This is a genomic window from Pontibacter amylolyticus, assembly GCF_014638845.1.
GTDB lineage: Bacteria > Bacteroidota > Bacteroidia > Cytophagales > Hymenobacteraceae > Pontibacter > Pontibacter amylolyticus.
In genome coordinates this window covers 795,773-820,321 of sequence record NZ_BMFP01000001.1, presented here as the reverse complement: position 1 = coordinate 820,321, position 24,549 = coordinate 795,773, and the positions used below count along the sequence as shown (strand labels likewise).

Annotated in this window: 17 protein-coding genes; 9 read left to right on the top strand and 8 right to left on the bottom strand. The window is 51.3% G+C overall.

Annotated features, from left to right (window positions below; translation table 11 throughout):
- Nucleotides 1-824: 824 nt before the first annotated feature.
- The 7 genes from IEV97_RS03595 (at nt 825) to IEV97_RS03565 (ending at nt 8,743) form a co-directional block, all read left to right on the top strand.
- A complete protein-coding gene (locus tag IEV97_RS03595) occupies nt 825-2,219 on the top strand; it encodes an undecaprenyl-phosphate glucose phosphotransferase (protein WP_229733773.1) in 1,395 nt (464 codons plus the stop codon).
- Nucleotides 2,220-2,226: 7 nt separating this feature from the next.
- A complete protein-coding gene (locus tag IEV97_RS03590; protein ID WP_229733772.1) occupies nt 2,227-3,045 on the top strand; it encodes a WecB/TagA/CpsF family glycosyltransferase in 819 nt (272 codons plus the stop codon).
- Between the two features lie 299 nt (nt 3,046-3,344).
- Nucleotides 3,345-4,145 (top strand): glucose-1-phosphate cytidylyltransferase, encoded by an 801-nt coding sequence (gene rfbF / locus IEV97_RS03585; RefSeq protein WP_188500116.1) that lies wholly within the window; start codon nt 3,345-3,347, stop codon nt 4,143-4,145.
- A 78-nt stretch (nt 4,146-4,223) separates the two neighbouring features.
- Entirely contained in the window at nt 4,224-5,330 is a 1,107-nt protein-coding gene (gene rfbG / locus IEV97_RS03580) for a CDP-glucose 4,6-dehydratase (protein WP_188500115.1), read from the top strand.
- 61 nt (nt 5,331-5,391) lie between these two features.
- Nucleotides 5,392-5,943 (top strand): dTDP-4-dehydrorhamnose 3,5-epimerase, encoded by a 552-nt coding sequence (gene rfbC, locus IEV97_RS03575; protein ID WP_188500114.1) that lies wholly within the window; start codon nt 5,392-5,394, stop codon nt 5,941-5,943.
- A 144-nt stretch (nt 5,944-6,087) separates the two neighbouring features.
- Nucleotides 6,088-7,434: an NAD(P)H-dependent oxidoreductase gene (locus IEV97_RS03570; protein ID WP_188500113.1), complete on the top strand. Its 1,347-nt coding sequence runs from the start codon at nt 6,088-6,090 to the stop codon at nt 7,432-7,434.
- 94 nt (nt 7,435-7,528) lie between these two features.
- Complete coding sequence (locus IEV97_RS03565; RefSeq protein ID WP_188500112.1) at nt 7,529-8,743, top strand: glycosyltransferase family 4 protein; 1,215 nt, start codon at nt 7,529-7,531, stop codon at nt 8,741-8,743.
- A 9-nt stretch (nt 8,744-8,752) separates the two neighbouring features.
- Here the strand turns inward: IEV97_RS03565 and IEV97_RS03560 are convergent, their stop codons facing one another.
- The 3 genes from IEV97_RS03560 to IEV97_RS03550 all read right to left on the bottom strand — a co-directional run bounded on the left by IEV97_RS03560 (nt 8,753) and on the right by IEV97_RS03550 (nt 12,659).
- A complete protein-coding gene (locus IEV97_RS03560) occupies nt 8,753-9,994 on the bottom strand; it encodes a glycosyltransferase family 61 protein (protein ID WP_188500111.1) in 1,242 nt (413 codons plus the stop codon).
- 61 nt (nt 9,995-10,055) lie between these two features.
- On the bottom strand, nt 10,056-11,180 hold the full coding sequence (locus tag IEV97_RS03555) for an alginate O-acetyltransferase AlgX-related protein (protein ID WP_188500110.1): 1,125 nt from the start codon (nt 11,178-11,180) through the stop codon (nt 10,056-10,058).
- Complete coding sequence (locus IEV97_RS03550; RefSeq protein WP_188500109.1) at nt 11,181-12,659, bottom strand: MBOAT family O-acyltransferase; 1,479 nt, start codon at nt 12,657-12,659, stop codon at nt 11,181-11,183. It lies immediately after the preceding gene.
- Nucleotides 12,660-13,230: 571 nt separating this feature from the next.
- Here IEV97_RS03550 and IEV97_RS03545 point away from each other — a divergent pair.
- Both IEV97_RS03545 and IEV97_RS03540 read left to right on the top strand, forming a co-directional pair.
- The gene (locus IEV97_RS03545) at nt 13,231-15,579 is read left to right on the top strand and encodes a LamG-like jellyroll fold domain-containing protein (RefSeq protein WP_229733771.1); all 2,349 of its coding nucleotides are present in this window, start codon (nt 13,231-13,233) and stop codon (nt 15,577-15,579) included.
- 341 nt (nt 15,580-15,920) lie between these two features.
- Nucleotides 15,921-16,397, top strand: coding sequence for a hypothetical protein (locus IEV97_RS03540; RefSeq protein ID WP_188500108.1), 477 nt, complete (start codon nt 15,921-15,923; stop codon nt 16,395-16,397).
- Between the two features lie 333 nt (nt 16,398-16,730).
- On the opposite strand, the gene IEV97_RS03535 is transcribed toward IEV97_RS03540, so the two are convergent.
- From IEV97_RS03535 to IEV97_RS03515, 5 genes are all read right to left on the bottom strand, one after another.
- On the bottom strand, nt 16,731-19,346 hold the full coding sequence (locus IEV97_RS03535) for a PA14 domain-containing protein (RefSeq protein ID WP_188500107.1): 2,616 nt from the start codon (nt 19,344-19,346) through the stop codon (nt 16,731-16,733).
- 643 nt (nt 19,347-19,989) lie between these two features.
- Complete coding sequence (locus IEV97_RS03530; protein WP_188500106.1) at nt 19,990-21,192, bottom strand: glycosyl hydrolase; 1,203 nt, start codon at nt 21,190-21,192, stop codon at nt 19,990-19,992.
- A gap of 90 nt (nt 21,193-21,282) precedes the next feature.
- Nucleotides 21,283-22,122 (bottom strand): glycosyltransferase family 2 protein, encoded by an 840-nt coding sequence (locus tag IEV97_RS03525; RefSeq protein WP_188500105.1) that lies wholly within the window; start codon nt 22,120-22,122, stop codon nt 21,283-21,285.
- A gap of 111 nt (nt 22,123-22,233) precedes the next feature.
- A complete protein-coding gene (locus IEV97_RS03520) occupies nt 22,234-23,130 on the bottom strand; it encodes a nucleotide-diphospho-sugar transferase (protein ID WP_229733770.1) in 897 nt (298 codons plus the stop codon).
- 102 nt (nt 23,131-23,232) lie between these two features.
- Nucleotides 23,233-24,534: an O-antigen ligase family protein gene (locus IEV97_RS03515; RefSeq protein ID WP_188500103.1), complete on the bottom strand. Its 1,302-nt coding sequence runs from the start codon at nt 24,532-24,534 to the stop codon at nt 23,233-23,235.
- Nucleotides 24,535-24,549 lie beyond the last annotated feature (15 nt).

Here is a 24,549-nt window from a genome sequence, read left to right as displayed (position 1 = left end):
TTCGAAACCCTAAAACTTTTATCACCTTTTACCGAACATTTTCGTGGTCTGTCCGTATTGTGCAAAATGTTTTTTAAAGTTACTTGGTTCAAATAATTGTAAATTTTTTATGAACTGGTCTTTCAGACTTTTTATGTGATACCTCCCTCCAGCAGATAATCTTGCCCTGGAGACCCGCCAGAACCATCTTTCTATTCAATTCATGCCTTATAACACGCCCTGCAGTAAAACAATTAGCTATCATATTGTATTATTTTGATATGATTTTACAGTATACTTGGGTGTGTTCAAGCGGTGTATTCTCGTGTATCTTCTAATAAAAGAAATCCACTTTTGGGTGTCGGGTTTTAAAAAAAACCCTTTGATTTTTTTGAGTGGGTACAAATATTTTTTTTACAGAATAAATAGCCTTCTGAATGTAACCTTTTGAGAAATGACAGACCTAAAAGGGGTGTATTATGAGAATAGTTATATAACAAAGTTGTAAGTTATTATTTTAACCTATGACTATTTAAAAATATAAATATGTTAATATTGTCGCTTTAAATTTTATTCCTGATTTAGCGATAAATTAATAAACCTTAATATAAATGCAGTCGTATTTCAGTCTAAATTCTGATAGCTAACTCAAAGCCAAATCTGATCTGGCAGAGGAGGATCCAAAACAGAAGTAAAACTTAAAATACAAAGGTGAATACAGACATTGAGATTGTCATTGCTCCCAGAGCAACGTGGGGATTGACAAAGTGATTGAAGGTGAGAGGCGTTAGAAGGTCAATTTAGGGAAAAAGGGAATTATGATTCAATAAGTACAATTACAGGTTATGCACAAATACAGACACTATAATAGTTTTAATAGAATAATCTTATTAATACTAGACATTACGCTGATAGCTTTCGCTTTTAAGCTTTCAAACCTTTTCAGATACGGCGATCTGGAACTCACCCACCAATACAGTATCTTCTTTGTGCTTTTCGCGCTGGTATGGTGGATCGTATCAGGGTTCAAGAACTTCGTTTTCAGAGTAGACGCTTTCCTGCCAGTGGGCAGAAGGACAGGTAACCTGTTGAATGCCTTTGCGATACACGCTGTGATTTTGACCAGCTGTATCGTAATCTTCAACCTGGAGCATCTGTCCCGCCTGTTGCTGCTGTATACCTATCTGTTTACAGCCCTGCTGATCGGTGTTAGCCGCGTGGTTCTTTTCCTAACGCAGCGCTACTTCTCGAAGTCAGATATGGCGTACAGCCGTTACGTGATCGTAGGGATGGGGCCTGCCGCCATCAACCTGCACCAGACCTTCAGCAACGACGAAGCGCCAGGTCGTAAGTTCATGGGCTTCTTCACAGACAAGGCCGATGAACTAAGCAAGCACAGTAGCATGGTGAAAGGCAATGTGTCTGACCTGCAGGAGTTTTGCCTCCAGAACAACATCGACGAGGTATACTATACCTTGCCTGTAAATGACAAGGAGCACATCGACGAGCTGACAGAGTTTGCTGACGAGAACTTCATCTACTTCCGCATTGTGCCAGATTTCAGCGCCATTGTGCAGCGTGAGGTGAACATGTACTTCTACCAGAACATCCCGATGATCAGTGTGCGCAAAGAGCCACTGGAACAAGTGACCAACCGTGTTGCGAAGCGTGTGTTTGACATTGCCTTCTCTTCTGCCGTTATCCTGCTGCTGTTCCCGATCGTGATGCCGATCATTGCGCTGGCGATCAAAATCAGCTCGCCGGGGCCGATCTTCTTCAAGCAGCTGCGTCCTGGTAAAAAGAACCGCCTGTTTGTGTGCTACAAGTTCAGAACCATGCGTGTGAACAACAACACAGAGCTGCAGGCCACCAAAGACGATCCGCGTGTAACCAGAGTGGGTGCCTTCCTGCGCAAGACGAACCTGGACGAACTGCCACAGTTTTTCAACGTGCTGCTTGGCGATATGTCCGTAGTAGGGCCGCGTCCGAACCTGGTGTCGCAGCTGGACCACTACTCTAAAGTGATCAACAAGTACAAGATGCGCCACTTCGTAACACCGGGTATCACAGGGTATGCACAGGTGAGCGGCTACCGCGGCGAAACCAAAGAAGTGCACCTCATGGAGAAGCGTGTGGAGTACGATGTGAAATACATGGAGAACTGGAGCTTCATGATGGACATGAAAATCATCTTCCTGACAGTATGGAACATGGTGAGAGGCGAGAAAAATGCATACTAACGATATAATGGAACCAAGCACCCTACGCAGAACAGCGGCACCCCTGCAGCAGAAGCGTCGCTTACTGAATTCCTACATTACCACGGGTCGCTTCGATGAATTTGTGGAGCAGGTCTTCTGGATGACCGAAAACAAAGATTCTTCTTATGTGTGCTTTGCCAATGTGCACATGCTGGTAGAGGCCTCTCAGGATCCGGGATTCAATAAAATTTTAAACGAGGCGGATGTGGCCTCGCCCGACGGCGGTCCATTGTCGAAACTGATGAAGCTGAAGTACGGCCATAAGCAGGACCGCGTGCCGGGTATGGACCTGATGCCACGCCTGATCGAGGAGGCCGCTGCCAGAGGCAAGTCGGTTTTCTTCTACGGCTCTACAGACGATGTGCTGGAGGCCGTGGTTGCTACCGCAAAGGCGAAGCACCCTGCCATAAAGATAGCAGGCTATTACTCACCGCCTTTCCGCCAACTGACAGAGGCCGAGGACCAGTCGATCGTGGATATGATCAACGACGCAGGAGCCGACCTGGTGTTTGTGGCCCTGGGTTGTCCGAAGCAGGAGCGCTGGATGGCCGAGCACAAGGGCCGCGTGAAAGCGTGCATGCTGGGCGTTGGCCAGGCTTACATGACCTATGCCGGACTGGAGAAACGCTTGCCGAAGTGGGCGCGTGACCTGTCGCTGGAGTGGACCTACCGGTTGTACCAGGAGCCGAAGCGCCTCTGGAAGCGCTACCTGGTTACTAACAGCACGTTCGTATACCTGACGTTAAAAGATATGCTCTGGCCCAAAGATAAACATAGCAAAGCTACCACCGTTACGGTAGGCTAAGCCAATAAAAATGCGCTGTCCAGGTATAGAAGCCCGCAGCGCATTTTTTTCATCCGATCTTTTCGATTTTAATAATGAGCCTTTTTAGAGGATGACTGGCAAAGACCCAACCTATCTGTCAAATACAGGTATAAGAACTGATAGTTACCGGTTGAGGCGTGTTATAACATGCTAAGTCTTGATTATCAGGCAGCTAATTTGCCGCCTTCAGAAAATCCGCATTATCAAAATCAAAATATAGTAATTGTCGTATAGATGACAGATTTAAATAGAAATTCAACCCAAACCCTTAGAAATTAATGAAAGCTGTAATACTGGCAGGCGGATACGGAACCCGCATCAGTGAGGAAAGTGGTATCAGGCCGAAACCCATGGTGGAAATCGGCGGAAAACCAATCCTCTGGCATATCATGAAAATATACTCGGCCCACGGTATCAACGATTTTGTGATCTGCTGCGGCTACAAAGGCCACATGATCAAAGAGTATTTCGCCAACTACTTCCTCTATAACTCCGATGTGACCTTCGACATGAGCACCAACAGCATGGAGGTGCACCGGAACAAAACGGAATCCTGGAAGGTGACGCTCGTTGACACCGGCGAGGGCACTTTGACAGGTGGCCGCCTGAAGCGCGTGCGCGACTACATTGGCGACGAGACATTCTGCCTGACCTACGGCGACGGCGTGAGTGACGTGGACATCAGCGCCTCCATTGAATTCCACAGACAGCAGGGCACTAAGGCCACGCTTACCGCCGTGCAGCAGCCTGGCCGATTTGGTGTGTTCACGCTCTCGGGAGAGGACACACATGTGCGCCACTTTCAGGAAAAGCCGGAAGGTGGTGAACAGCCTTGGATCAACGGTGGCTTCTTTGTGCTGGAGCCTTCCGTGATTGACTACATCGACGGCGACCACACCACCTGGGAGCGCGAGCCGATGGAGCGACTGGCCCGCGAAGGTGAGATGTCGGCTTTCAAGCACACCGGCTTCTGGCAGCCCATGGACACCCTGCGCGACAAGAACTACCTGGAGGAATTAATTCAGGCGGGCAATGCGCCATGGTATAATGTAATCAAAAACCAACCCGTAAATGCCTAAAAGGTGCCAGGTATACCAGAATGTTTGCCCCTGCGTATAACATATCCTATACCTGACCTTTTAGCGAAACATAAGCTGATGAAGAGAGAATTTCTGCAGCAAACCTATCAAAACAAAAAAGTATTTCTGACGGGCCACACTGGCTTCAAAGGCTCCTGGATGCTGCAAATGCTGCACTCCCTGGGTGCCGAAGTGATGGGCTACGCCCTGGCCCCTGAAACCGACGAAGACCTGTACCACCTGATGGACGGCGACAGCCTGTGCGAATCGGTCATTGCCGACATTCGTGACAAGGAGGCTGTAGAAGAGGCCGTGCTGCGTTTCCAACCGGACTTTATTTTCCATCTGGCCGCCCAGCCGCTGGTGCGTCTTTCCTACGAGTTTCCATCGGAGACTTTTGCCGTAAATGCCATCGGCACAGCCCATGTGCTGGATGCGGTGCGCAAACTGGAGAAGCCCTGCACGGTGGTATTGATCACGACAGACAAGGTATACGAGAACAAGGAATGGGTATATCCGTACCGCGAAAGCGACCAACTGGGCGGTTATGATCCGTACAGCGCCAGCAAAGCCTGTGCGGAACTGGTGATTTCGTCCTATACCCGCTCTTTCTTCCACCCGGAGGCCTACGAGGGGCACCAGAAAGCGATTGCCAGCACCCGAGCCGGTAACGTGATTGGCGGCGGCGACTGGGCCAAGGACCGCATTATACCGGATATTGTGCGGGCCCTGCGGGTAGGGGAGCCGGTGACGGTGCGCAACCCGAATGCGGTGCGTCCGTGGCAGCACGTATTGGAACCGCTGGGCGGATACCTCTTGCTCGGCGCCAAACTGGCTCAGGACCCGAAAGCCTTTGGCGGCGCCTGGAACTTTGGTCCGCAGGCCGGCGATAACAGTCCGGTGGAGGATTTGGTGCAGAAAGCCCTTCAGGTTTGGGGCTCAGGAAGTTACGACAAGCCGGAGCTCAAGAACCAGCCACACGAAGCCGGTCTGCTCAAGCTCGACATCAGCAAGGCGCTGGTAGAATTGGGCTGGACACCGAAGTACAACTCAGCCCAGGCCATCGAGCGCACCATCGGTTGGTACAAAACGTACCACGAAGGTATAACTGACATCAAAGAATTTACGATGAGGCAGATCGCGGAATATCTGGGAGAAGAACAACCCGTATACCTGCCCTCCTAATCTGAACGACAGACACCTGCAAAGCAGCCCTTTGCAGGTGTTTTCAAATACAACAACGCACATGATTTTTACAGAAACCAAACTAAAAGGCGCCTACATCATCGACATTAAAAAGCTGGAAGACGAGCGCGGCTTTTTCGGCCGGGCCTATTGCCAGCAAGAGTTTGAGCAGTACAGGCTGAACACCAAACTGGTGCAGGCCAATGTGAGCTACAATTACAAGAAAGGTACCCTGCGCGGCATGCACATGCAGCAGGCCCCGCACGCCGAAACCAAACTGGTGCGCTGCACCCGCGGCGCCATCTACGATGTGATCGTGGATCTGCGCCCGGACTCTGAAACGTACAAGCAATGGATCGGTGTGGAGCTGACTGCTGACAACTACCGCATGCTCTACGTACCGGAAGGCTTCGCACACGGCTACCTGACACTGGAGGACAACTCCGACGTGATGTACCAGGTGACGGCCTTTTATGCGGCGGGAGCAGAGCGCGGCCACCGCTGGAACGATCCGGCTTTCAACATACAGTGGCCAATCGAGCCGCAGATCATCTCGGAGAAAGACCAGAACCACCCGCTGCTGGAAGCTATACCTGAACAGTCGGCTTTGTAGAAAAGAAATTGATAAAAGACTGATTGACAAAGGACAAAATACTTTCGAAATGCGATTACAGCTGATTACAATGAGGCCTATATAGTAGTCCTTTGTCCTATGTCAAGAAACTCCTTTGTCTAAATTTTACTTAACAAGAAGAAAATGATCATTATAGATACCGCATTAGCCAAACGCCAAGCCGAAGGCAGACCTGTCCGCGTCGGGATGGTAGGAGCTGGATTTATGGCCAAGGGCGTGGCGCTGCAGGTTAAAAACCATGTGCCGGGAATGGAGATTGTGGCCATTTCGAACCGTACCATCGACCGTGCCCGCGAAACCTACAACGAGGCAGGTATAGCCGAAGTGGACGAAGTGGACTCTGTAGAGGCCCTGCAGGGAAACATCCGAAACGGCAGGTATAGCATAACCAACGACCCGATGCTTTTGTGCCGTGCCGAAGGGATCGATGCGATTCTGGAAGTGACCGGTGCTGTGGAGTTCGGGGCGCAAGTGGCCTTGGAGGCGATCCGTAACGGTAAGCACACCATCATGATGGATGCCGAGGTGGACGGTACGGTGGGTCCCATCCTGAAGGTACACGCCGACAAAGCGGGCGTCGTGTTCACGAACGTGGACGGCGACCAGCCCGGCGTGATCATGAACCTGTACCGCTACGTGAAGTCCATCGGTATGAAGCCCGTGCTTTGCGGCAACATCAAAGGCCTGCACGACCCTTACCGCAACCCGACTACGCAGGAAGGTTTTGCCAAACGTTGGGGACAGAACCCCGCTATGGTCACTTCCTTTGCCGACGGCACCAAGATCTCTTTTGAACAGGCCATCGTGGCCAACGGAACTGGTATGCGTGTGGCCAAGCGCGGCATGCTGGGGCCATACGCACCGCAGGGAGCCAATATCCGGGAGTCAGTGAACCTGTTCCCGCTGGAAGAACTCACCAACGGTCCCGGTATTGTGGACTACGTGGTAGGTATAGCCGAACCGGCCGGCGGCGTGTTTGTGCTCGCTACCCAGGATAATCCGAGGCAGCAGCACTACCTCAACTATTATAAGATGGGCGAGGGGCCGCTCTACTGTTTCTATACCCCGTACCACCTGTGCCACCTCGAAGTGCCGCTCACCATTGCCAGAGCCGTACTTTTCAACGATGCCGCCCTCACGCCGCTTGACCGTCCGTATGTAGAAGTAGTAACTGCCGCTAAAAAGGATTTGAAAGCCGGGGAGACCATCGACGGCATCGGGCATTACATGACCTACGGCCTGTGCGAGAACGCCGACGTGACCGAGCGCGAGACCCTGCTTCCGATGGGTATAGCCGAAGGCTGTGTGCTGAAGCGTGACATTCCGAAAGACCAGGTGCTCACCTACGATGATGTGATTTTGCCGGAAGGCCGTACCATCGACAGGCTGCGTGAAGAACAGCGCCAGTATTTCGCTTCGGCTTTTGCTGAAAAGAAAGAACAGGCACCCAATACAACCGCGATCGCCTAAACCCTCAGGCTGTGAAATACAGCAGCACGCGAATTCCCGCTCAAGTCAGGTATGGCCCGGGCGGGAATTCGCATGCCTGACATCTAAACAACACATGCGCATTCTGATTATACACAACTATTACAAACAGGCCGGAGGCGAAGACACCGTTTTTCATGCCGAGGCCGCCTTGCTGGAGGAGCACGGCCATCAGGTGGAGAAGCTTACCTTTTCGAACAGAGAGGTGAACAGTATGTCTGAGAAGCTACAGGCTGCTTTGGGCGTTGTGTATAATCCGGGTAGCGCGAAGTTAGTGGAGGAGCGGATAAAGGCCTTTCAGCCTGATGTGATTCATGTGCACAATTTCTTTCCCCTGCTTTCGCCGGCCGTTTTTTATGTGGCAAGCCGCATGCAGGTGCCCATCGTGATGACGCTGCACAATTACCGCCTGGTATGCCCAAGCGCCCTTCTTTACTATAACGGAAAGGTACAGTTGGATAATCTGCGCAAGACATTCCCGCTGGGAGCCATTCGCCAGAAGGTATACCGTGACTCTGCGGTGCAAACAGCCTCCGTAGTGCTCACCACCGGTATGCACAAGGTGCTGGGTACCTGGCAGCGTAAAGTCGACAAGTTTATTGCCCTCACCACCGAGGCCGCTGACCTGTTCCGAAAATCATCTCTTAAACTCAAACCAGGGCAGGTAGCTGTTAAACCCAACTTTACCCAGGACATAGGTATAAGCCGTATCGAACGGGAGGATTATTTCCTGTACGTAGGTCGCCTGACGCCTGAGAAAGGGATAGAGACGCTCCTGAAAGCACATGAACTGAGCCCTTTCCCGTTGAAAGTGGTGGGTGACGGTCCGCTGCGGGAGCGAGTAGAGGCGTATGCAGCGACGCATGCAGGTATAGACTACCTGGGCTTTCAGAACCGGGAGCAGGTGCTGGAGCACCTGAAGCGCGCCAAAGGGCTGATCTTTTCCTCGGAGTGGCTGGAGACTTTTGGCATGACCATTATCGAGGCCTTCTCGACGGGAACGCCTGTTATTGCCGCCAACATAGGGGGAGCTGCACAGATCGTGCAGGACGGTGTGAATGGCTTGCTCTATAGCCCTGGCAATGCGGAGGAACTGGCTGAGCGCGTGCAAACCCTGATCCAGCACCCCCGAATGGTACGGCAGCTGGGTACCGCAGCCCGCCAAAGCTACGAGGTGAGGTATACGCCGGAGGCCAATTACCGTATGCTGCTCTCCATCTACGAAGACGCTATCCGGGCTAAAAAGAAAATTGCCCCTGCAACCGGGGTCACAGAGGCAAATATCTCTTAGTAGCAGGCGCTAAACTGTCTCCACACTACTTTCCTTTTTCGAACTCTTTGGCATTTTCTCAAGGATTTCCACTACCTGATTGGTGTCTACCAGCAAATGCTGGCGCTGGCCTTCATCGGCATTGTGCACCGGCTTGTCACCTTTGCAGATGATGTAGTCGTAGTCCAGGTCAATCTTGGTGGCGATGTCATAGAACGGCTCTATCACGAACCCTTCGTGGAAGATCTCGATGATCTTGGTGCCCGGCTTGCAGAAGAACATGCTGATCAGGCCGGCACCTGTAGCCGACACCACCACCTTTGCCTGCGAAAACATCCGGATCTTCTCCAGAATACTGTACTTGCTCGATACGATCGACTTGAAGTTATACGGTTCCAAGGCTTCCAGCAGTTCTTTCTCGTTCAGTACGTTGCGTATGGCCGAGTCGCTACGACTGATGTACAGGTAAGGTACCCGCTCCGAATCGGGCAGGACTTCGTGCTGCACCAGCGGAAGAAAGGAATTACGGATGTACTGACCCATCCAGCGGGGCACCAGGGTATGGTTGCCGCGCGGCGCCGTGGAGGCGATTACGCGGTCTGCGGTCAGGTGATGGTACTCAACTGAGGTGATGATTTTTTCGGTAGGTATACCCAGCAACTCCAGTGTTTCGGTCTGGTAGCCATAGCGTGTGCTGGGCACCAGGAACCAGTCTATTTCGTCGTAAAGCCCACTCTCGCGGAGCAGGTGCAGGCGCGGCAGCACATCCATGAACCAGTGACCGATGTTGTTGAGGCCTGCGCCGCCTGTCAGCATGCTGAATACCGTGCCCTTAAAGCGTGTAGGCGCCTGGAAATAGCTTTGGGTAAAGATGTTGTTCTGAGCTGCGCTTACCACTTTACCGTTCACCAGACTAAGCGATACGTTCTCAATAATGCGGTTTTGCTGCGACACGATGGCCACACTGCTCTCATTGTCTGTGTAGATGCGTCCGTTCGGAACCTCCGCCACCACATAGTCGGTGGTGACGCTGCGCATCGGCTTCCAGTAGTCGGAGCAGGCCTTGTAGAGGTCCTCTGATATTTCGAGTGGGGTGGTCAGGTTCGGGTAGATGCTATGCACCTTCACCTCGGACGGAGGGCAGTCAGTCTGGCCGCCTTTGTTAATCTGGCAAACGCCAATAGGTCTGAAACGGGTGTTGTGGGGAATGATACGTCCAAGAATCTTTTTCAGACGTTTGGTGGATTTATCGTAAAATACCTTTGGTTTCATATATATACGGTGAGTAATAATTGCTATACGTTTGTAATTCAAATTTGGCTGTGTTGCACCATCAATCCAGCTGATTTACCAGGTGTCGGCTGTTGAGCTGGGTGCTGTCTGCTGCTTGTTGCAAATGCTGCGCCAGCAGTTCGGCGGCAGCCACTACCGCCGTGTTGTTCCAGTGTCCGTCATCGGCCGGATACAGCTTTTTCTTTTCATTCAGGTATAAGTGTTCGAACGTGCTTTGCATGTCCACTACCTTTACGTTCCGGCGCTGGAGTTCAGCCACCAGGCGGGGCAGAAAGTCCGGCTTTTGCCCCGATGGCAGCAATTGGTGGTAGATGTTCTCTTTGTTGGGTATGGGCATGAACACGAAAGGTATACCGCGCTCTGCCAGCGCCTGTTTGTAGCCTTCCAGCACATCGGCAATTTGTTTTATCTCTTCGTCACGGAAGGTGCGGTTGGCGTGCCCGCCTTCCATGAAAAATTCGTTTTGGTACTGGATGTACTTCTTTCTACCAAACTTCCGCTCGATGTTGGCCAGGGTACGGTGGTAGAGCGCCAGCTTCGAAATGCGGTCAGCCGTCACGGCCAGCCAGGTCAGCACCCCCGACGAATTGACAACGGAGCCTGTGCGGTCGCGGAGCTTGTTGCCTATACCTGTGGCACCCACGGCGGGCAGTTCCGGTATGCGGCGCTCGATGCTCGACACCACCACCACCTCAGGCGGATTTTCCTCGAAACGTTTAGTACCCAGAAAACGGTTGATCGTGGCAGGGGCGAAGGAGTATACCTCCTTCCCTAGTTCCCTTTCCAGCACTTCGGACAGTGTTTCCTCCTGCGAGAGTTTGGCACCGGTGATGTTGGAGTCCCCGATCAGCAGTACCTCGGCTTTGGTGTCGCGGTTACGGTAGCCGTAAGAATCCGTGAACCATTCCACCTGCTTTTTCTCGGCGTATGGCGTGCGTGGTGCCAGTTCGCCCTCTTCCTCCATACGCATATGCATGTTCGGGTAAAAGGGGCCTGACAGCAGGCGCACACTGTTCACTGAAATGGTTTCCCATACCCGGAAGGTGAAAGCGTCCATCGGCAGCACGATGGCTTCGATCAGGGGCCACAGCACAAAAGGCAATACCAATAGCGTCAGTTTCCTGAGCAGCCTTCTCACTTCGTTATTTTTGGTTTCCTGCGCCATTTAGAACTGAAAATAAATGAATTCCTGGTGCCCGAATTGTCCGAAAAGCAGTACCGCCACGATGGCGGCATAATACAGCCCCCAGCGCACGACGGCCGGCCGTTGACTGATCAGCTGTGATACACTGCCTCGGCGCTGGATCAGGTGCACCGTCTCCATGATCAGGATCGAAATGACAGACACGGCAAATACCCTAAAGCCCTGGTCCATGAACAGGAGGTGTTGCAACTCTATACCTGCCAGCACTTGCCTTATATTGCCTATACCTGTCGCGCTGCTTTGCAGGATATAGAGCGCGTCCGCCAGCGAATTGGCCCGGAAAAACACCCACGAGAAGAGAACCAGCACGAACACACTTAGCACCTGCACCCACTTGTAGAGCAGCGGACTTTCCGCAAGGCCCAGCGATCGGGCCAGGGCATCACGCTGTTTGGCCGTCACGATGGCGAACACCAGGTAAAAGCCATGCAGGGCACCCCACACCACAAAGGTCCAGTTAGCGCCGTGCCACAGCCCGCTTACCAGAAACGTGATGAACAGGTTGTAGTACCAGCGCCACTTTACCACCCGGTTGCCACCCAGCGGGATGTAGAGGTAGTCGCGGAACCAGGACGAGAGCGATATGTGCCAGCGGCTCCAGAACTCAGAGATGCTCTTCGAAAAGTAGGGCCGGCGGAAGTTCTTCATTAGCCGGAAGCCCATCACCTGCGCCGCTCCAATGGCGATATCTGAATAGCCGGAGAAGTCGCAGTAAATCTGGAATGCGAAAAAGACGGTAGCGATGATGAGCGTGATGCCTTCGTAGTCAGTCGGGTTATTGTATACCTGGTTCACCATCAAAGCCAGGTTGTCCGCGATCATGATCTTTTTGAAGAAACCCCAGCCCATGCGCCGCAGGCCGCCCACCACGCGTTCGTAGCTGAATTCGTGGTGGGATTTGAGCTGCCCCAGTAAATTGCCTGCCCGCTCGATCGGGCCGGCCACCAGTTGCGGAAAAAAGGTGACGAACAGCGCGAACACTCCCAGATGGCGCTCCGGTTTGATGCGCCCATGGTACACATCAATTGAGTAGCTCATCGTCTGGAAGGTATAGAAGGAGATGCCCATCGGCAGCAGCAGCTCGAAAGCAGGCACGGCATATTCCATGCTCAATGCCGAGGCCACCTCCCGTGCACTGTCGTTAAAGAAATTGTAATACTTGAATAGGCCGAGTATGCTCAGGTTGGAGAACAGCGAAAACCAGAGGTATGGCTTGCGTTTGTATTTTTCCTCGTCGCTATACCTGCCCATGGCATGGCCGCAGAAATAATCTACCAAGGTAGACCCAACAAGTATCAGGGTATAGGCGGGGCGCCACGAGGCGTAGAAGTAATAACTGGCCAGCAGCAGAATAAGCCACCTGCGGTTGGGTGGCGTCAGGAAGTAGAGCGTAACGACTACCGGAAAGAATATGAAGAATTCAATGGAGTTGAATAACATATGCAGACGCCGTTATGAATCAAGAGAAGCGTGTGAATGCTGGTTTAGTGGCAACTTCCCCTGTCCGATCGCCCTTCTACAGACTTGCTGCCAGCAGGAGCAAAGTCAAGAGCCATGAAGTTATCCGGCTGTGACGGAAGCACCGTTATAATTGTATTGCCCTCTATACGTAACAGATTTCAAATGGCTGTTTTCGAAACAAAAAAATTGCATTGGCAGGTATACAGGCGCTGCCTTTACAAAAGGAGAGGGCAGAGATGTTGTGTTACCAGGATGTTAGTAGCCCGTTTTTTGCCACCATAGCACCCTTCAGGGCTTTCTTTTAACATCTCGGTTTTATGGACAATTTAAGTACGTCACAAAGCCGAACATCTGGGCCGGTTAGGCGTAATATTATTGTACTCTTATACAACAGTAAATCTATACTCTCCGTACAGGACATGCAGTGTTGCGAACCAGCGTTGTGCCTGGCACAGCATCTGTTCGACTCTGACAATTTACCTAAAAGCAACCCGATATAACGTAGCGTGCATCGAACAGGTGCCGTGATACAGATACATAGTGAGCTTATATGATAGCATCTTCCTTCAGGTATATTCAGCAATACCTTTTTTCATACACATGGGGCTTTAAGCGCAAACTGGCCTTCACGACTATATTTATCGTGTTCTTGGGCTTTGTATTTTCGGGTATGGCGCTGGCTCAAACTGCCTGCCCTTCTGGCTTGGTGCACCACTTCGGGTTTGACGAGAAGATCGCCAGCAACTACACCGATTATGTAACGAACACCATCGCCACCTGTACGGCTTGTCCCGAGCCTGCCGTTGGCCGATTCGCCGGCGGACAGCGATTCAACGGTTCTGGCGCCGGGCTGCAGTTCAGCCAGATCAACAACTTTCAGTGGGGACCCAACAGCAGCTTCTCAATGGAGGTATGGGTGCAGGTAAACCGCAAATCGTCTAACCAGGTGATCATCGGCCGCAAATCAGGTGACGGCTTGAGTGCGTGGTGGCTGGGTATTAACCCCGAAGGGTATGCCGTGTTCGATATGCAGGATAACTACGGAGAGCCCCATACCCTGACGGATTACCTCAAAGCGGTTAACCTGTTCGACGGCAAATGGCACCACATTGCGGTGGTGCGCGAAGGTGGCCCCCAGATTACGAAGCTGTACGTAGACGGCTTTCGGGTAGATGACAGAAGGATAGAAACAAAGGTATACCGTGGCAGCATGGAGTCTTCCAGCCCCGTTACGTTCGGGTATATCGACATCGATTCTAAATATTACTTTAACGGTATACTGGATGAGTTCCTGGTTTACAACCGAAACCTTTCGGAGCAGGAGATGCGCAACCGCTACAACCAGGGAGCGGGCAGTTACTGCGGTCCCGAGGCGGTAAGGCCTGAAGTCGTGTCACAGCCGATCACCTTCGGTACTGTCAATCAGCAGTACCGGTATGATGTGAATGCGGCCGGTAAGCCTGCCCCGAGTTATCTCCTGATCTCAGGCCCCAATGGTATGACAATCAACGCGAGCACAGGTCTTATCTCATGGGTGCCACAAGCTGCCGGAAATTTTTCGGTAGAGGTGAGAGCCAGTAACAGCCAGGGGGAAAGCACACCGCAACGCTTTCAGATAGAGGTAAGGCCTGCTACGGAAGAAAAGATCGGCATGCTCCACCACTGGATGCTGAACGAAACATCCGGCCCTAACTACCGGGACGTGTACACGCCCATCGATGCGGTGGCCGGGGAAAGGAGCCGTCCTGCCTCGGTGAAAGGCGTGGAAGGCGGGGCGCAGCGATTTAACGGACGCGATACTGGGCTTGATGTTATCGGCAGTCCGAACTTCGACTGGAAAGCCAACGAGACGTTCACCATCGAGCTATGGCTGCGCACCGAAACCAAGGAGGGGACGAGCGAGGCCCAGAACCAGGTGCTGCTTGGGCGCCATGCCACCGACTCACCGTCGCAGTGGTGGCTGGGTCTCGACAAAGACCGAAGAGCGGGTTTTTATTTGCCTGATATTGAGTTTAAAGGCAGTTTCGTTGGCGGCGGGCCTAAATTGAATGACGGCGCCTGGCACCAGTTGGTCGTGGTTCGGGACGGAAGCTCTGGCGCTACGAGACTGTACGTAGACGGTGAGCAGGTTGCCTCAGGCAGTTTTGGCCATGATTTCGGTTTCAGCAGCCGTTCGCCTGTTACCATCGGCTACTTTAATGCGAGCCTGCTCAACAGTTACCACTACGATGGCGACCTTGATGAAGTGAAGCTTTTTGGCAGAGCACTTTCGCCTGACGAGATCAGGGAGCGCTTCATGGATGTATACAACAGTCTGACCCAGATTCTGACATTTGAGGGACGCTACGTGGATGGCGAGAGCTTCAACCAGAAAAAAGTAGTGCTGGACTGGCGCACCCTTTACGAGCTTGAGATGGACTTCTTTGACATAGAGCGATCTCAGGATGGCGAGAATTTTACGTCCATCGGTCAGGTAAAAGCCTCTGGTACCACAACCGCCACAATCGACTATACCTATACCGACGAGACCCCGCTGAAGGACCAGGGCTATTACAGGCTCCGGTTGGTACGCCTGGACGGAAGTGCCACTTACTCCAACATCATCCTGGTGCAGGATCGCTCGCTTGCCGCCTCCTCATTCAGGGTATATCCGAACCCGGCAGCGGTGCGTGATGAGATAACGATAGAGGTTGCCAATCTGAAGGAAAACGAGGAAGTCACCTTTATGATAACCGATGGCGCTGGCCGACAGGTTCACAGCCGGCAAGTGCGTACGAATGAACTCGGGGAGCTATACCTGGTCATGCTGGTCGAGTCATCACTGAAGCCCGGCATTTATAACCTGACAGTGGCAGGCAGTAACAAAACCCTTAACCGTAAACTCGTGGTAGCCCGTTAGTGCAATTGAACTGAAAACTTGAAGAACAATGCCTGTACGATGCTACATGACGGATACCGGGCGAGGATGAAGTACAGACAGGTGAAGCCGGCAATAACTATCCGGCGGCGGCAGGTGACCTGCTCGGATCCAGGTATACGATCAGTCTAAAATTTTAAATTTTTTTAATAATGCATTGATTATCATGTGATTGCATGTAAAACTTTGTAGATGTGAGATTTTTGATAAACCATACTAAATGTAGTTCGTACTATGCTTGAAAAACATCCAATACTCTGCGCCAGCCAAACACCCTAACATCAAATTTAAGATTCCTTTACTAAATTTAATTGTATTATTTTATGAAAAAATTATTTATAATTCCAATACTGTTCGCCCTCTTTCTTACCTCGTGCGACAAGGATAAAGATGAAAAATTAGAGCCACCAGTTTCAGAAATTGATGCAAAGATGCGTGGCGACTGGACAAACACGATGATCAAGCGAGTGTACTACTCCATGGATGATGAGGTGATGTTCACAGACTCAGTGCAGTATCAGACGAACTTTAGCTTTAACGGCAAACAATTAACCGTTACCGTGCCCGGAGGTCAGCCAGAAGTAATGAACTACAGTTTCCCGGACCCGAACGACTCTACTGTAATTGAGCTGCAGCGCGGTAGCGATAGAGGAAAGTATACCGTTTCATCTGTTTCAGAATCACAAATGACCTGGACAGAAGAAAAGGCCTGGGCCGGTTTCCCGGAAGAAGCCGCTGAGTCGGAAAAAACGACTTCTAAAGTAGGCGTGTATACCTGGAGATTCACCCGTAAAAAGTAGTAGCGTATGAAGCATCCCGATCTTTAGGGCTGCTATGTAAAAGGAAAACCTCCTGCTGAAAGGGGTACAGTCAATGTATCTCCGAAGGCGGGAGGTTTTTTAATGAGTTATACTCCGGTAAGGCATTTGCACAGTATAGCGGTCTTCTGCTGTGCCGGCCGCAGAAAAGAGCTCTGAGGGAACGTACCCAATCCTCGCTTCAGGATGATAAAGAAAAGAGGGGTGCAGGTTTTCCTGCACCCCTCTTTCTATCCGGCTAGCTTTGGCCAAGCCAGGTTTCTATTGTTTCTGTCCCTTGATCAACTCAGGGAAGATCCGTTTGGTAAGAAATGCTTACTCTTTGATCAGCTTGATCGTAGCGCTTTTGCCGGCGTTGTCAGTATACTTCAGGAAGTACAGACCTGCTCTTAGTCCGGTAGCAGCCAGGTTCATCACCAGCTTGTTGTTCTCTACCTTCAGGTTTTCCTCCTTGTATACCACTGTACCAGCCTGGTCCAGGATTACAACTTCCTGCAGTTTGATCTCCTCTTTGCCCAGGTCGAGTGTTACCACATCGTTGAATGGGTTAGGGTAGGCGCTTACTTTTTCGAAGCTGATGTTTGTATCAGTTGTCTCAGCAGTAAGTGCTGAAGAAGAGGAAGCAATCAGTGTCTCGATTGGAGACAGTCTGTTTGCAGCGATCGGGCGCTCCATGGCGCCGTTCGGCAGCTGCCAGCCCACGGCCAGGTTGTCGCCGCCGCCGCCCTGCAGCATCAGCGCCTCGATGTAGTAGCGCTTGCCGGCCTCCAGGGTGATCTTGGCGGACTGCTGTCCTGCCGTCTTGGTCCACTCGCGCGGGTTGGTCCAGGTGCTGGAAAGGGCGATGCGCGTCTTCTTGGTCGGGTCCTCTGACGTGCTCAGGTACAGCTCGGCCACGTCGTCGGCGGCGATCCAGAAGGTGTACTGGCCTGAAGCAGGGGCCGTCACGTAGCCGCGGATGCGCTGGCCGTAGTTGTTGCCCTGGCCGCCCGGCGCTTCAAATGAAGTCAGCTCAGTGGTGGAGGCAGGCTTGGTGTTCACCGGGATCACGCTCACGGTTGAACCGTGCACGTTGCTCCAGAAGTCACGGGTGATCTTGCCTACAGGTGTTATCGTTGCAATAGGAGCGGTAGCCACAGGTGCAGCGCTTCCCATTTCAGACAGTCTGTTGCTGGCGATCGGCCGCTCCATGGCGCCGTTCGGCAGCTGCCAGCCCACGGCCAGGTTGTCGCCGCCGCCGCCCTGCAGCATCAGCGCCTCGATGTAGTAGCGCTTGCCGGCCTCCAGGGTGATCTTGGCGGACTGCTGTCCTGCCGTCTTGGTCCACTCGCGCGGGTTGGTCCAGGTGCTGGAAAGGGCGATGCGCGTCTTCTTGGTCGGGTCCTCTGACGTGCTCAGGTACAGCTCGGCCACGTCGTCGGCGGCGATCCAGAAGGTGTACTGGCCTGAAGCAGGGGCCGTCACGTAGCCGCGGATGCGCTGGCCGTAGTTGTTGCCCTGGCCGCCCGGCGCCTCAAAAGAGGTCAGTGTGCTTGAAGAAGTTGGGTTGGTGTTCACCGGGATCACGCTTACGGTTGACCCGTGTACGTTGCTCCAGAAGTCGCGGGTGATCTTGCCAGTACCAGTAGTACCTGTTGCCGTACCAGTGGTTCCTGAAGTTGGTGCCTCGTCAACGGGAGCCGTAGCTATCGGATCCTGCGTTGGTTGTGTAGGTGAAGTAACTGGAGCTGAACCGTTTGGACCCAGTATGATGCCGTTGCTGCTAAGCTTGTTCAACCAGGCAGCGTATTCGTTCTTTTCGTGCTGCTTTGTGATGATAACACCAACATATGGGTTGTTCTCGTTTTTAACAAGACCGTCCGGGAAGTAGTTTTTGTCGAACAGGCTGCCCTGGCTCATAACACCCGTCACGTTATTGCGCATTACGGCATTGAAAGTAGCGCCTTTCTTGTAGTAGTCATAGCCGTAGAGGCCTACGTTGTGCGTGTTCACGCGAGTGCCGTCGTCAAACAAGCCAGAGTTCACACCACGGTTGTTGTATACCTCGATGTTGTTACCGCCTGCAATAGCGTAGTTGTAGTTGCCGATGTTCACGGTCTGGTTGTCGTATACCTTCACGTAAGCAGTAGCTACAGCAGCCGGATCACCCATACCATCCTGGTACCATGAGTCCGCGATGATACCGCCTCCTGAGAATTTGGTTTCTGTAGCAGGTATCGGGTAAGCACCCTGGATGTAGTTGTTATGAACTCGGATTGGAGAAGCGGAAGTACCGCGTGAGTTTGACAGGTTGATGTTGTCTTCTACCAGCGAATTGTTTGGCTCGTTGATGATTTCGTTCCAGGCAATTTCGGCGTGTGGCAGGTTGCCACGGTAGTTGAACTGAGCGAACTGCGAGTGCTCGCGCTGACCGCCGTATACACGTCCGTCAATGTTCTTGGCCTTGTTGTAGCGTATTTTTACCGTATTGTTAGCAGATCCGTCACCTTCATAACGCGTGCCTACATAAATGCCGGCCGTGCCCTCCAGGTAGCAGTTCTCTACAATAACGTTCTTGAAGTTGTTTACAGTTAAGAAACGACGTGGTTTCTTGTAATCCCTGAAAGGAGTAGGGGTGAGGCCGTAGCCTTTTGTGTTTTTGACGGTGATGTTGGCGGCATAGCCCCAGCTTTTGATCAGATAACCGGCACCACGGATGTTTGAGTTAACGATGGTTACAGGTTCGGATGTACGAACATCAACAGCAGCTACCTCAGAATCTCTTGATTCCCAGTTGCCTGTGTAAGTACCTCCTTTTGTGATTACTAATGGCCCGCTGTAAGTCTGGGCGTTAACGAAACCTGTCGAGAATAGAAAGGCTACGAGTGTGAGAATAAGAGCAGACAGAGTTGTCCCCGTCCACTTAGTCTCCTGAGTGGAAAATGTATTCATCTTTTTGGCTAAAAGTTGAAAAATTAAAAAATGTACTCCTTATAAGGCACCAGGCTTGTTCCCGTTTTCTGTTGCAGAAGCAGATGTGCCGCCTGTTGCTTTTTATGAAAATATTAAGCTTGGCGAACCGAAGCGTGTATGTTCATATATAAGTTGTTGCAAATATAAGTCGGAATTTTTTAGAAAAACCAGTCTTTTTTGATTTATTCTTGAATAAATCATAAGTACTTGAAATATTTAAATTGTCAACATAAGTGAATAGTGTGTTTAGTTCGTTTTAAAGGGGTTTGTGTGCTTAATGAGTAATTAAAAAAGGTTACATAAATTTAAAAAATACAATATTAATAATAATATAATATCAATACAAATTATAAATAAATTAGTAATTACTGATTATGAATATAGAATACTAGCTTAGGGAAAGAGACCAAAGTATACAAAACTGGTAAATATATTAAATATAATATATTTAATAATGTGACTTGTGTACTTTAGTTTTTTAAAGGTGTTATAACGCTGAATTGACAGCTTTCTAAAATGCTTCGGGCTTTAGTAGAGAGGGTGATTGGGATTGCTTACGTTAGTAATGACGGGGATGACCCCTCGTTGAAATGCATCAGACGCCTGTTGGCAGATTTACCCGCTATTGGATAGCTGTCGGTGCAACAGGCCTTTTAAGTTGAGCCGGAGCGGGACCAAGCTGGATGTTATTATCCGCAAGCTTCGACTTCCACATCTGGTACTCGGCCCGCTCGTTTTGCTTCGTAATCTCGCCTTTCAGGAAGGTGTTGCTGTGTTCGCGCACGGTCCCGTCCGGAAAATAATGCTTGTCGTTCCTGCTATCCTGTCCCATGATTCCGATCACGTTGCTATGGAAGGTATTGTTGAAGGTGGAATTCTTTTTGTAGAAGTCGTAGCCGTACAGCCCCTGGGTCCACATCTTAAACTTGTCTCCATTCTCAAAGCGGGCAGATGTAACAGCCCGGTTGTTAAACACCTCGATGTTATTGCCGCCCGCGATGGCGTAGTTGTAGTTGCCCAGGTTCACCGTCTGGTTGTCGTATACCTTCACATAGGCAGTGGCCACCTTTTTCGGGTCGCCCATGCCATCCTCGTACCAGGAGTCTGCAATAATGCCGCCGCCTGAGAACTCCTTGCTGTGGGCCGGGTAGGGATAGGCTCCCTGGATGTAGTTGTTATGGATGCGGATGGGAGAGGCCGGTGTACCGCGTGAGTTAGACAGGTTGATATTATCCTCCACCAGCGATTTGTTCGGCTCGTTGATCACCTCGTTCCAGGCGATCTCAGCATGCTGGATCGGGTTCCGGAAATTGAACTGCACAAACTGTGACCGGTACCAACCCTCATAAATGCGCCCGTCGATGTTCTTTGCCACGTTGTAACGGATCTTGATGGTGTTGTCCGGACTGCCATTGCCCTTGTAGGCGTCTCCGATGTAAATGCCGGCCGTGTTCTCCAGGTAGCAGTTCTCTACCACCACATGTTTGAAATCGTTCACGATCAGAAAGCGCCGGGGCTTCTCATACAGAATCCAAGGGGTGGGGGGAAGGCCGTAACCCCTGGTGTTTCTGACAGTGATGTTGGCCGCATGTCCCCAGCTTTTGATCAGGTAGCCGGCGCCCCGTATGTTGGAGTTCTCGATGATGACGGGCTCCGATGTCCTGATTTCCACAGCCGGCACCTCAGAGTCCCTTGATTCCCAGTTGCCGGAATAAGTGCCCCTCTTTGTGATCACGATCGGGTCGTCGTAGCCGACTGTTGTGGCTTTGGCACTTCTTTTTGCACCAGGCAGGTGCCCCTGGGTATAATAATAAGCAAAAAGCATTGCTACTACCGCCAGGGGAATAGCAATGCTTAGTATTATGAGGTATGGAAATCCTTTCTTCAAATCAACGGCCTGGTGCATCAGGGAGTGTTATTTCAAAAAATACCCGAACAGCCTGCGCGTATAGCCGTTTGCCAGGTGAAACGGGATGTAAGGAGCAGGGCAGTTCTTCAGGGTAAACCTTGTGAAGTCCCGCAGGTTGCCGCCGCCCTTCAGGTCGAACAGGTGCTTGTAGTAATTCTTAAAGTTCTTGTCGCTCCTGATCTGGCGTTCTCCGCTTTCTTCCGGGTAGGTGAGCAGTCGGGCGTCATAGTTCACATACAGCTCAAATCCTGCTCTTCTGGCCGTGTGGGTATAGTCGTAGTCGGCAATGTAATGCGGGAAGCGGTCCTGGTCGAAGAGCCCTATCTTTTCGATCACCACCCGGGGTATAAGCAAGCCTCTGCCAGGCAGGTGGGTGACAGCATGCAGTCCTTTTTGCTCATCTTTCGGCAGGGTAGGCAGTACTTCTTCAATGGTGTTCAGCAGCCAGTTCAAGCGCTCGCCTCCAAAGATAGGCTGTTGCGTATTCGCGTCCAGTTCGAGCGCTCCCAAAAGGGCCTCGGGCTTTTGCTCATGCCAGTAGTACATTTTCTCTATCAGGTGCTCATCCGTGACCACATCGTTGTTCATGGTCATGATAAGCTGAGCGCCTTGCTTCAGGGCGTGCCGGATGCCCATGTTCACGCCGGCCGTCCAGAACAGGCTGCCACTGCCCTTGAGTACTTCCACTTCCGGAAATTCCTGCCGCAGCATGTCTTCCGTGCCATCTGTGGAGCCATCGTCCACAATAACCACCTTAAAACGCTGGTCTGTTTGCTTGCCTAAAGAAAGGAGGCACTCCCGGGTATATTCTTTTCTGTTAAATACAGGTATGATGATGCTGATCATATAGTTCAAATGTGAATCTGATAATAGGTGCAGATAGTGTAGTCAGCCTTTCAGTTGGGCTGTGTCGACTGCACTATGTACGAAAATCAGGAAAGTTGTTATTGGATTGTTTTACAAATTAAAACTCAGAATGCTTTTGAGCTTTGAACTTACCTTGCCCTTGATCAGGTGATTGAAGTTCTTCGTGTCTGACTCAATGTCGCGTACCACAAAACGAGGGTGGCGCAGCGGGAAGGCGATCTCATTCTCCTTGATCTGTGCCTTGTTATCGTGGGTGTTGAACGTGTGCGTGGCGTCTTCTCCGAAGCCGATGTTGCGCACGAGGTTTACCTCCGGCACAATGCAGAGTCCTGAGTTGCTGTATACCGTAAACTCCCACTGGTAGTCCCAGATGTCGCCGTTCGAAATGCTGGCGAACGCCTCCTCGAGCTTGCTCAAACGGTAAGTTTCTTCAAACTTGTTCAGGAACAGCCCTTTCAGGTAACCTTTTTCCTTCAATTCCGGGTAGGCTTTCAGGTTAAAGTCGAAGAGCTGCCAGGCCCTGCGCCAGGTGGCCCAGCCCCAGGCGTTCACTTTGTTCGAGAAGTAGTACGAGTAGTCATTGTCCCGGCGCCAGCCATTCAGGTAGTTGTTGCCGCTGATGTGCATGATGCGCGTATCATGCTTGTACTTCTCGAGTAGCTCCTGGCAGAACCAGAAGAAGCTTTTGGAAGGAACGCAGTCGTCTTCCAGGATAATGCCGGACTCTTCATGCTCAAAGAACCAGCTGATCGCCGTAGCAGGAGCTACACCACACTTCAGGTTTTTCTCCTGGAAAAGCGTTTTCACTTCGCAGTCCCAGTCCACTTGTTCTACAATGCGGCGGGTCTCGGCGCATTTGGCTATATCTGTCTCCACGCCAGGTCGCGGGCCGTCGGCGGCTACATAGAGTCGCGCTGGCTTTACCTGGCGGATACGGTCGAATACTTGTTGTGTGGTATGAGCTCTATTGAATATGATTAACAGCACGGGTGTGTGCAAAGGGGTAGTAGGAATAGAATTACTCATAATATTAAGGTATAACGATATGTCTGTTTTGTATACTGAAAATGCCGTCAGAAGTTACTGTAATCAGGCGGCTGTTAGCTTTCTATACTGACCGACTGCTTTCGCTTTCCAGCGGGAACCGAAATCGCGCAGGTAACTGGTTCGCTCCACGCCGTCCTCCTCCATGTAAACGATCGTCCAGCCCAGTATGGCATAATAAAACACGGGCAACACATACGAGAAACCGTAGGCAAAGCCTGTGCTGATAAAGGCGATCAGGATAATCTGGTTCACGGTCATGGCCTTCGAACTCAGGCCCTTCACGATCGCATAAATAGGCATGATGCAGTAAATGGCGAGTCCGACAAAGCCGGTGTAGAAAAGAATGTCTACATAGAAGCTGTGGAAGTGGTGCCCCTGGCCGTCATCGAACACGGGCTCGTTGGTATCGTCGCGCCAGAACTGGATAGGCAGCTCAAAACCTTCGAAGCGCATGCCGACCAGCCAGTTGTCCTGGATAAAGGGCAGGTACGACATCCACTGGATATAGCGCCAGCCGCCCGTGCCCTGCGAGTCAAAGTTCTCTATGTCGGAGAAACTGTCCTGTATCTTGGTAATAATCTCCGGGTTGGTCGAGAACAGGAAAGCACTGCTGGTTATACCTGCGATTAACAGTACGATGCCGATGGGCATGAATTTCGCAGCGAAGTTGATCGATAGGCCGGACTTAAACCTGATCAGCAGGTAATATATGATCAGTATGATGGCAGTCGATATCCACACGGTCCGGTGCTGGAAGAAAACGATCGAGACCAGGATAAAGAAAGCCATAAACAGGCTCATCAGCTTGCCGTGGAAAATGTACTTGCTCAGGAAATACATGAACGGTATCACCAGCATGTACACGGAAGAGGCATACACCCCTCGCTCATGCGAGGTAAAGGCGCCCAGGCTGAGCTTATCAGGGTGCACCACGATAACGCTGACCCAAAAGCCGCCCAGTATAAACCAGACTACGTGCGAGAACTTCAGGTGGAAATTGCCTTTGTAAAAGGTATAGACAAAGAAAATGAAGTAAAACAAAAACAGCTTCTGGAATACGTGTGGGTACACCATGGGGGTACCATAGAAGTAGTAGGACTCGAACACCATGGCGAATACATACAGCGTTGTGAGCACGTAGGCTACCCGCATGACGGGCGACATGCGCTTAAAGTAAAAGGCGCTATAGCCAAACGAAACAGCCGCCATGCCTTTCAGCAAAAGGTTCAGCATGTTGCCCTGCGCTTCCAGGTTGTGCGGGAATGCCAACTCCGTAAACGCGTTATCCATGATGAGGATCATGGCAAGCGGGATAATGAATATAAAGCTGTAGTTAAATTTCATACGGTTCTTTCATTC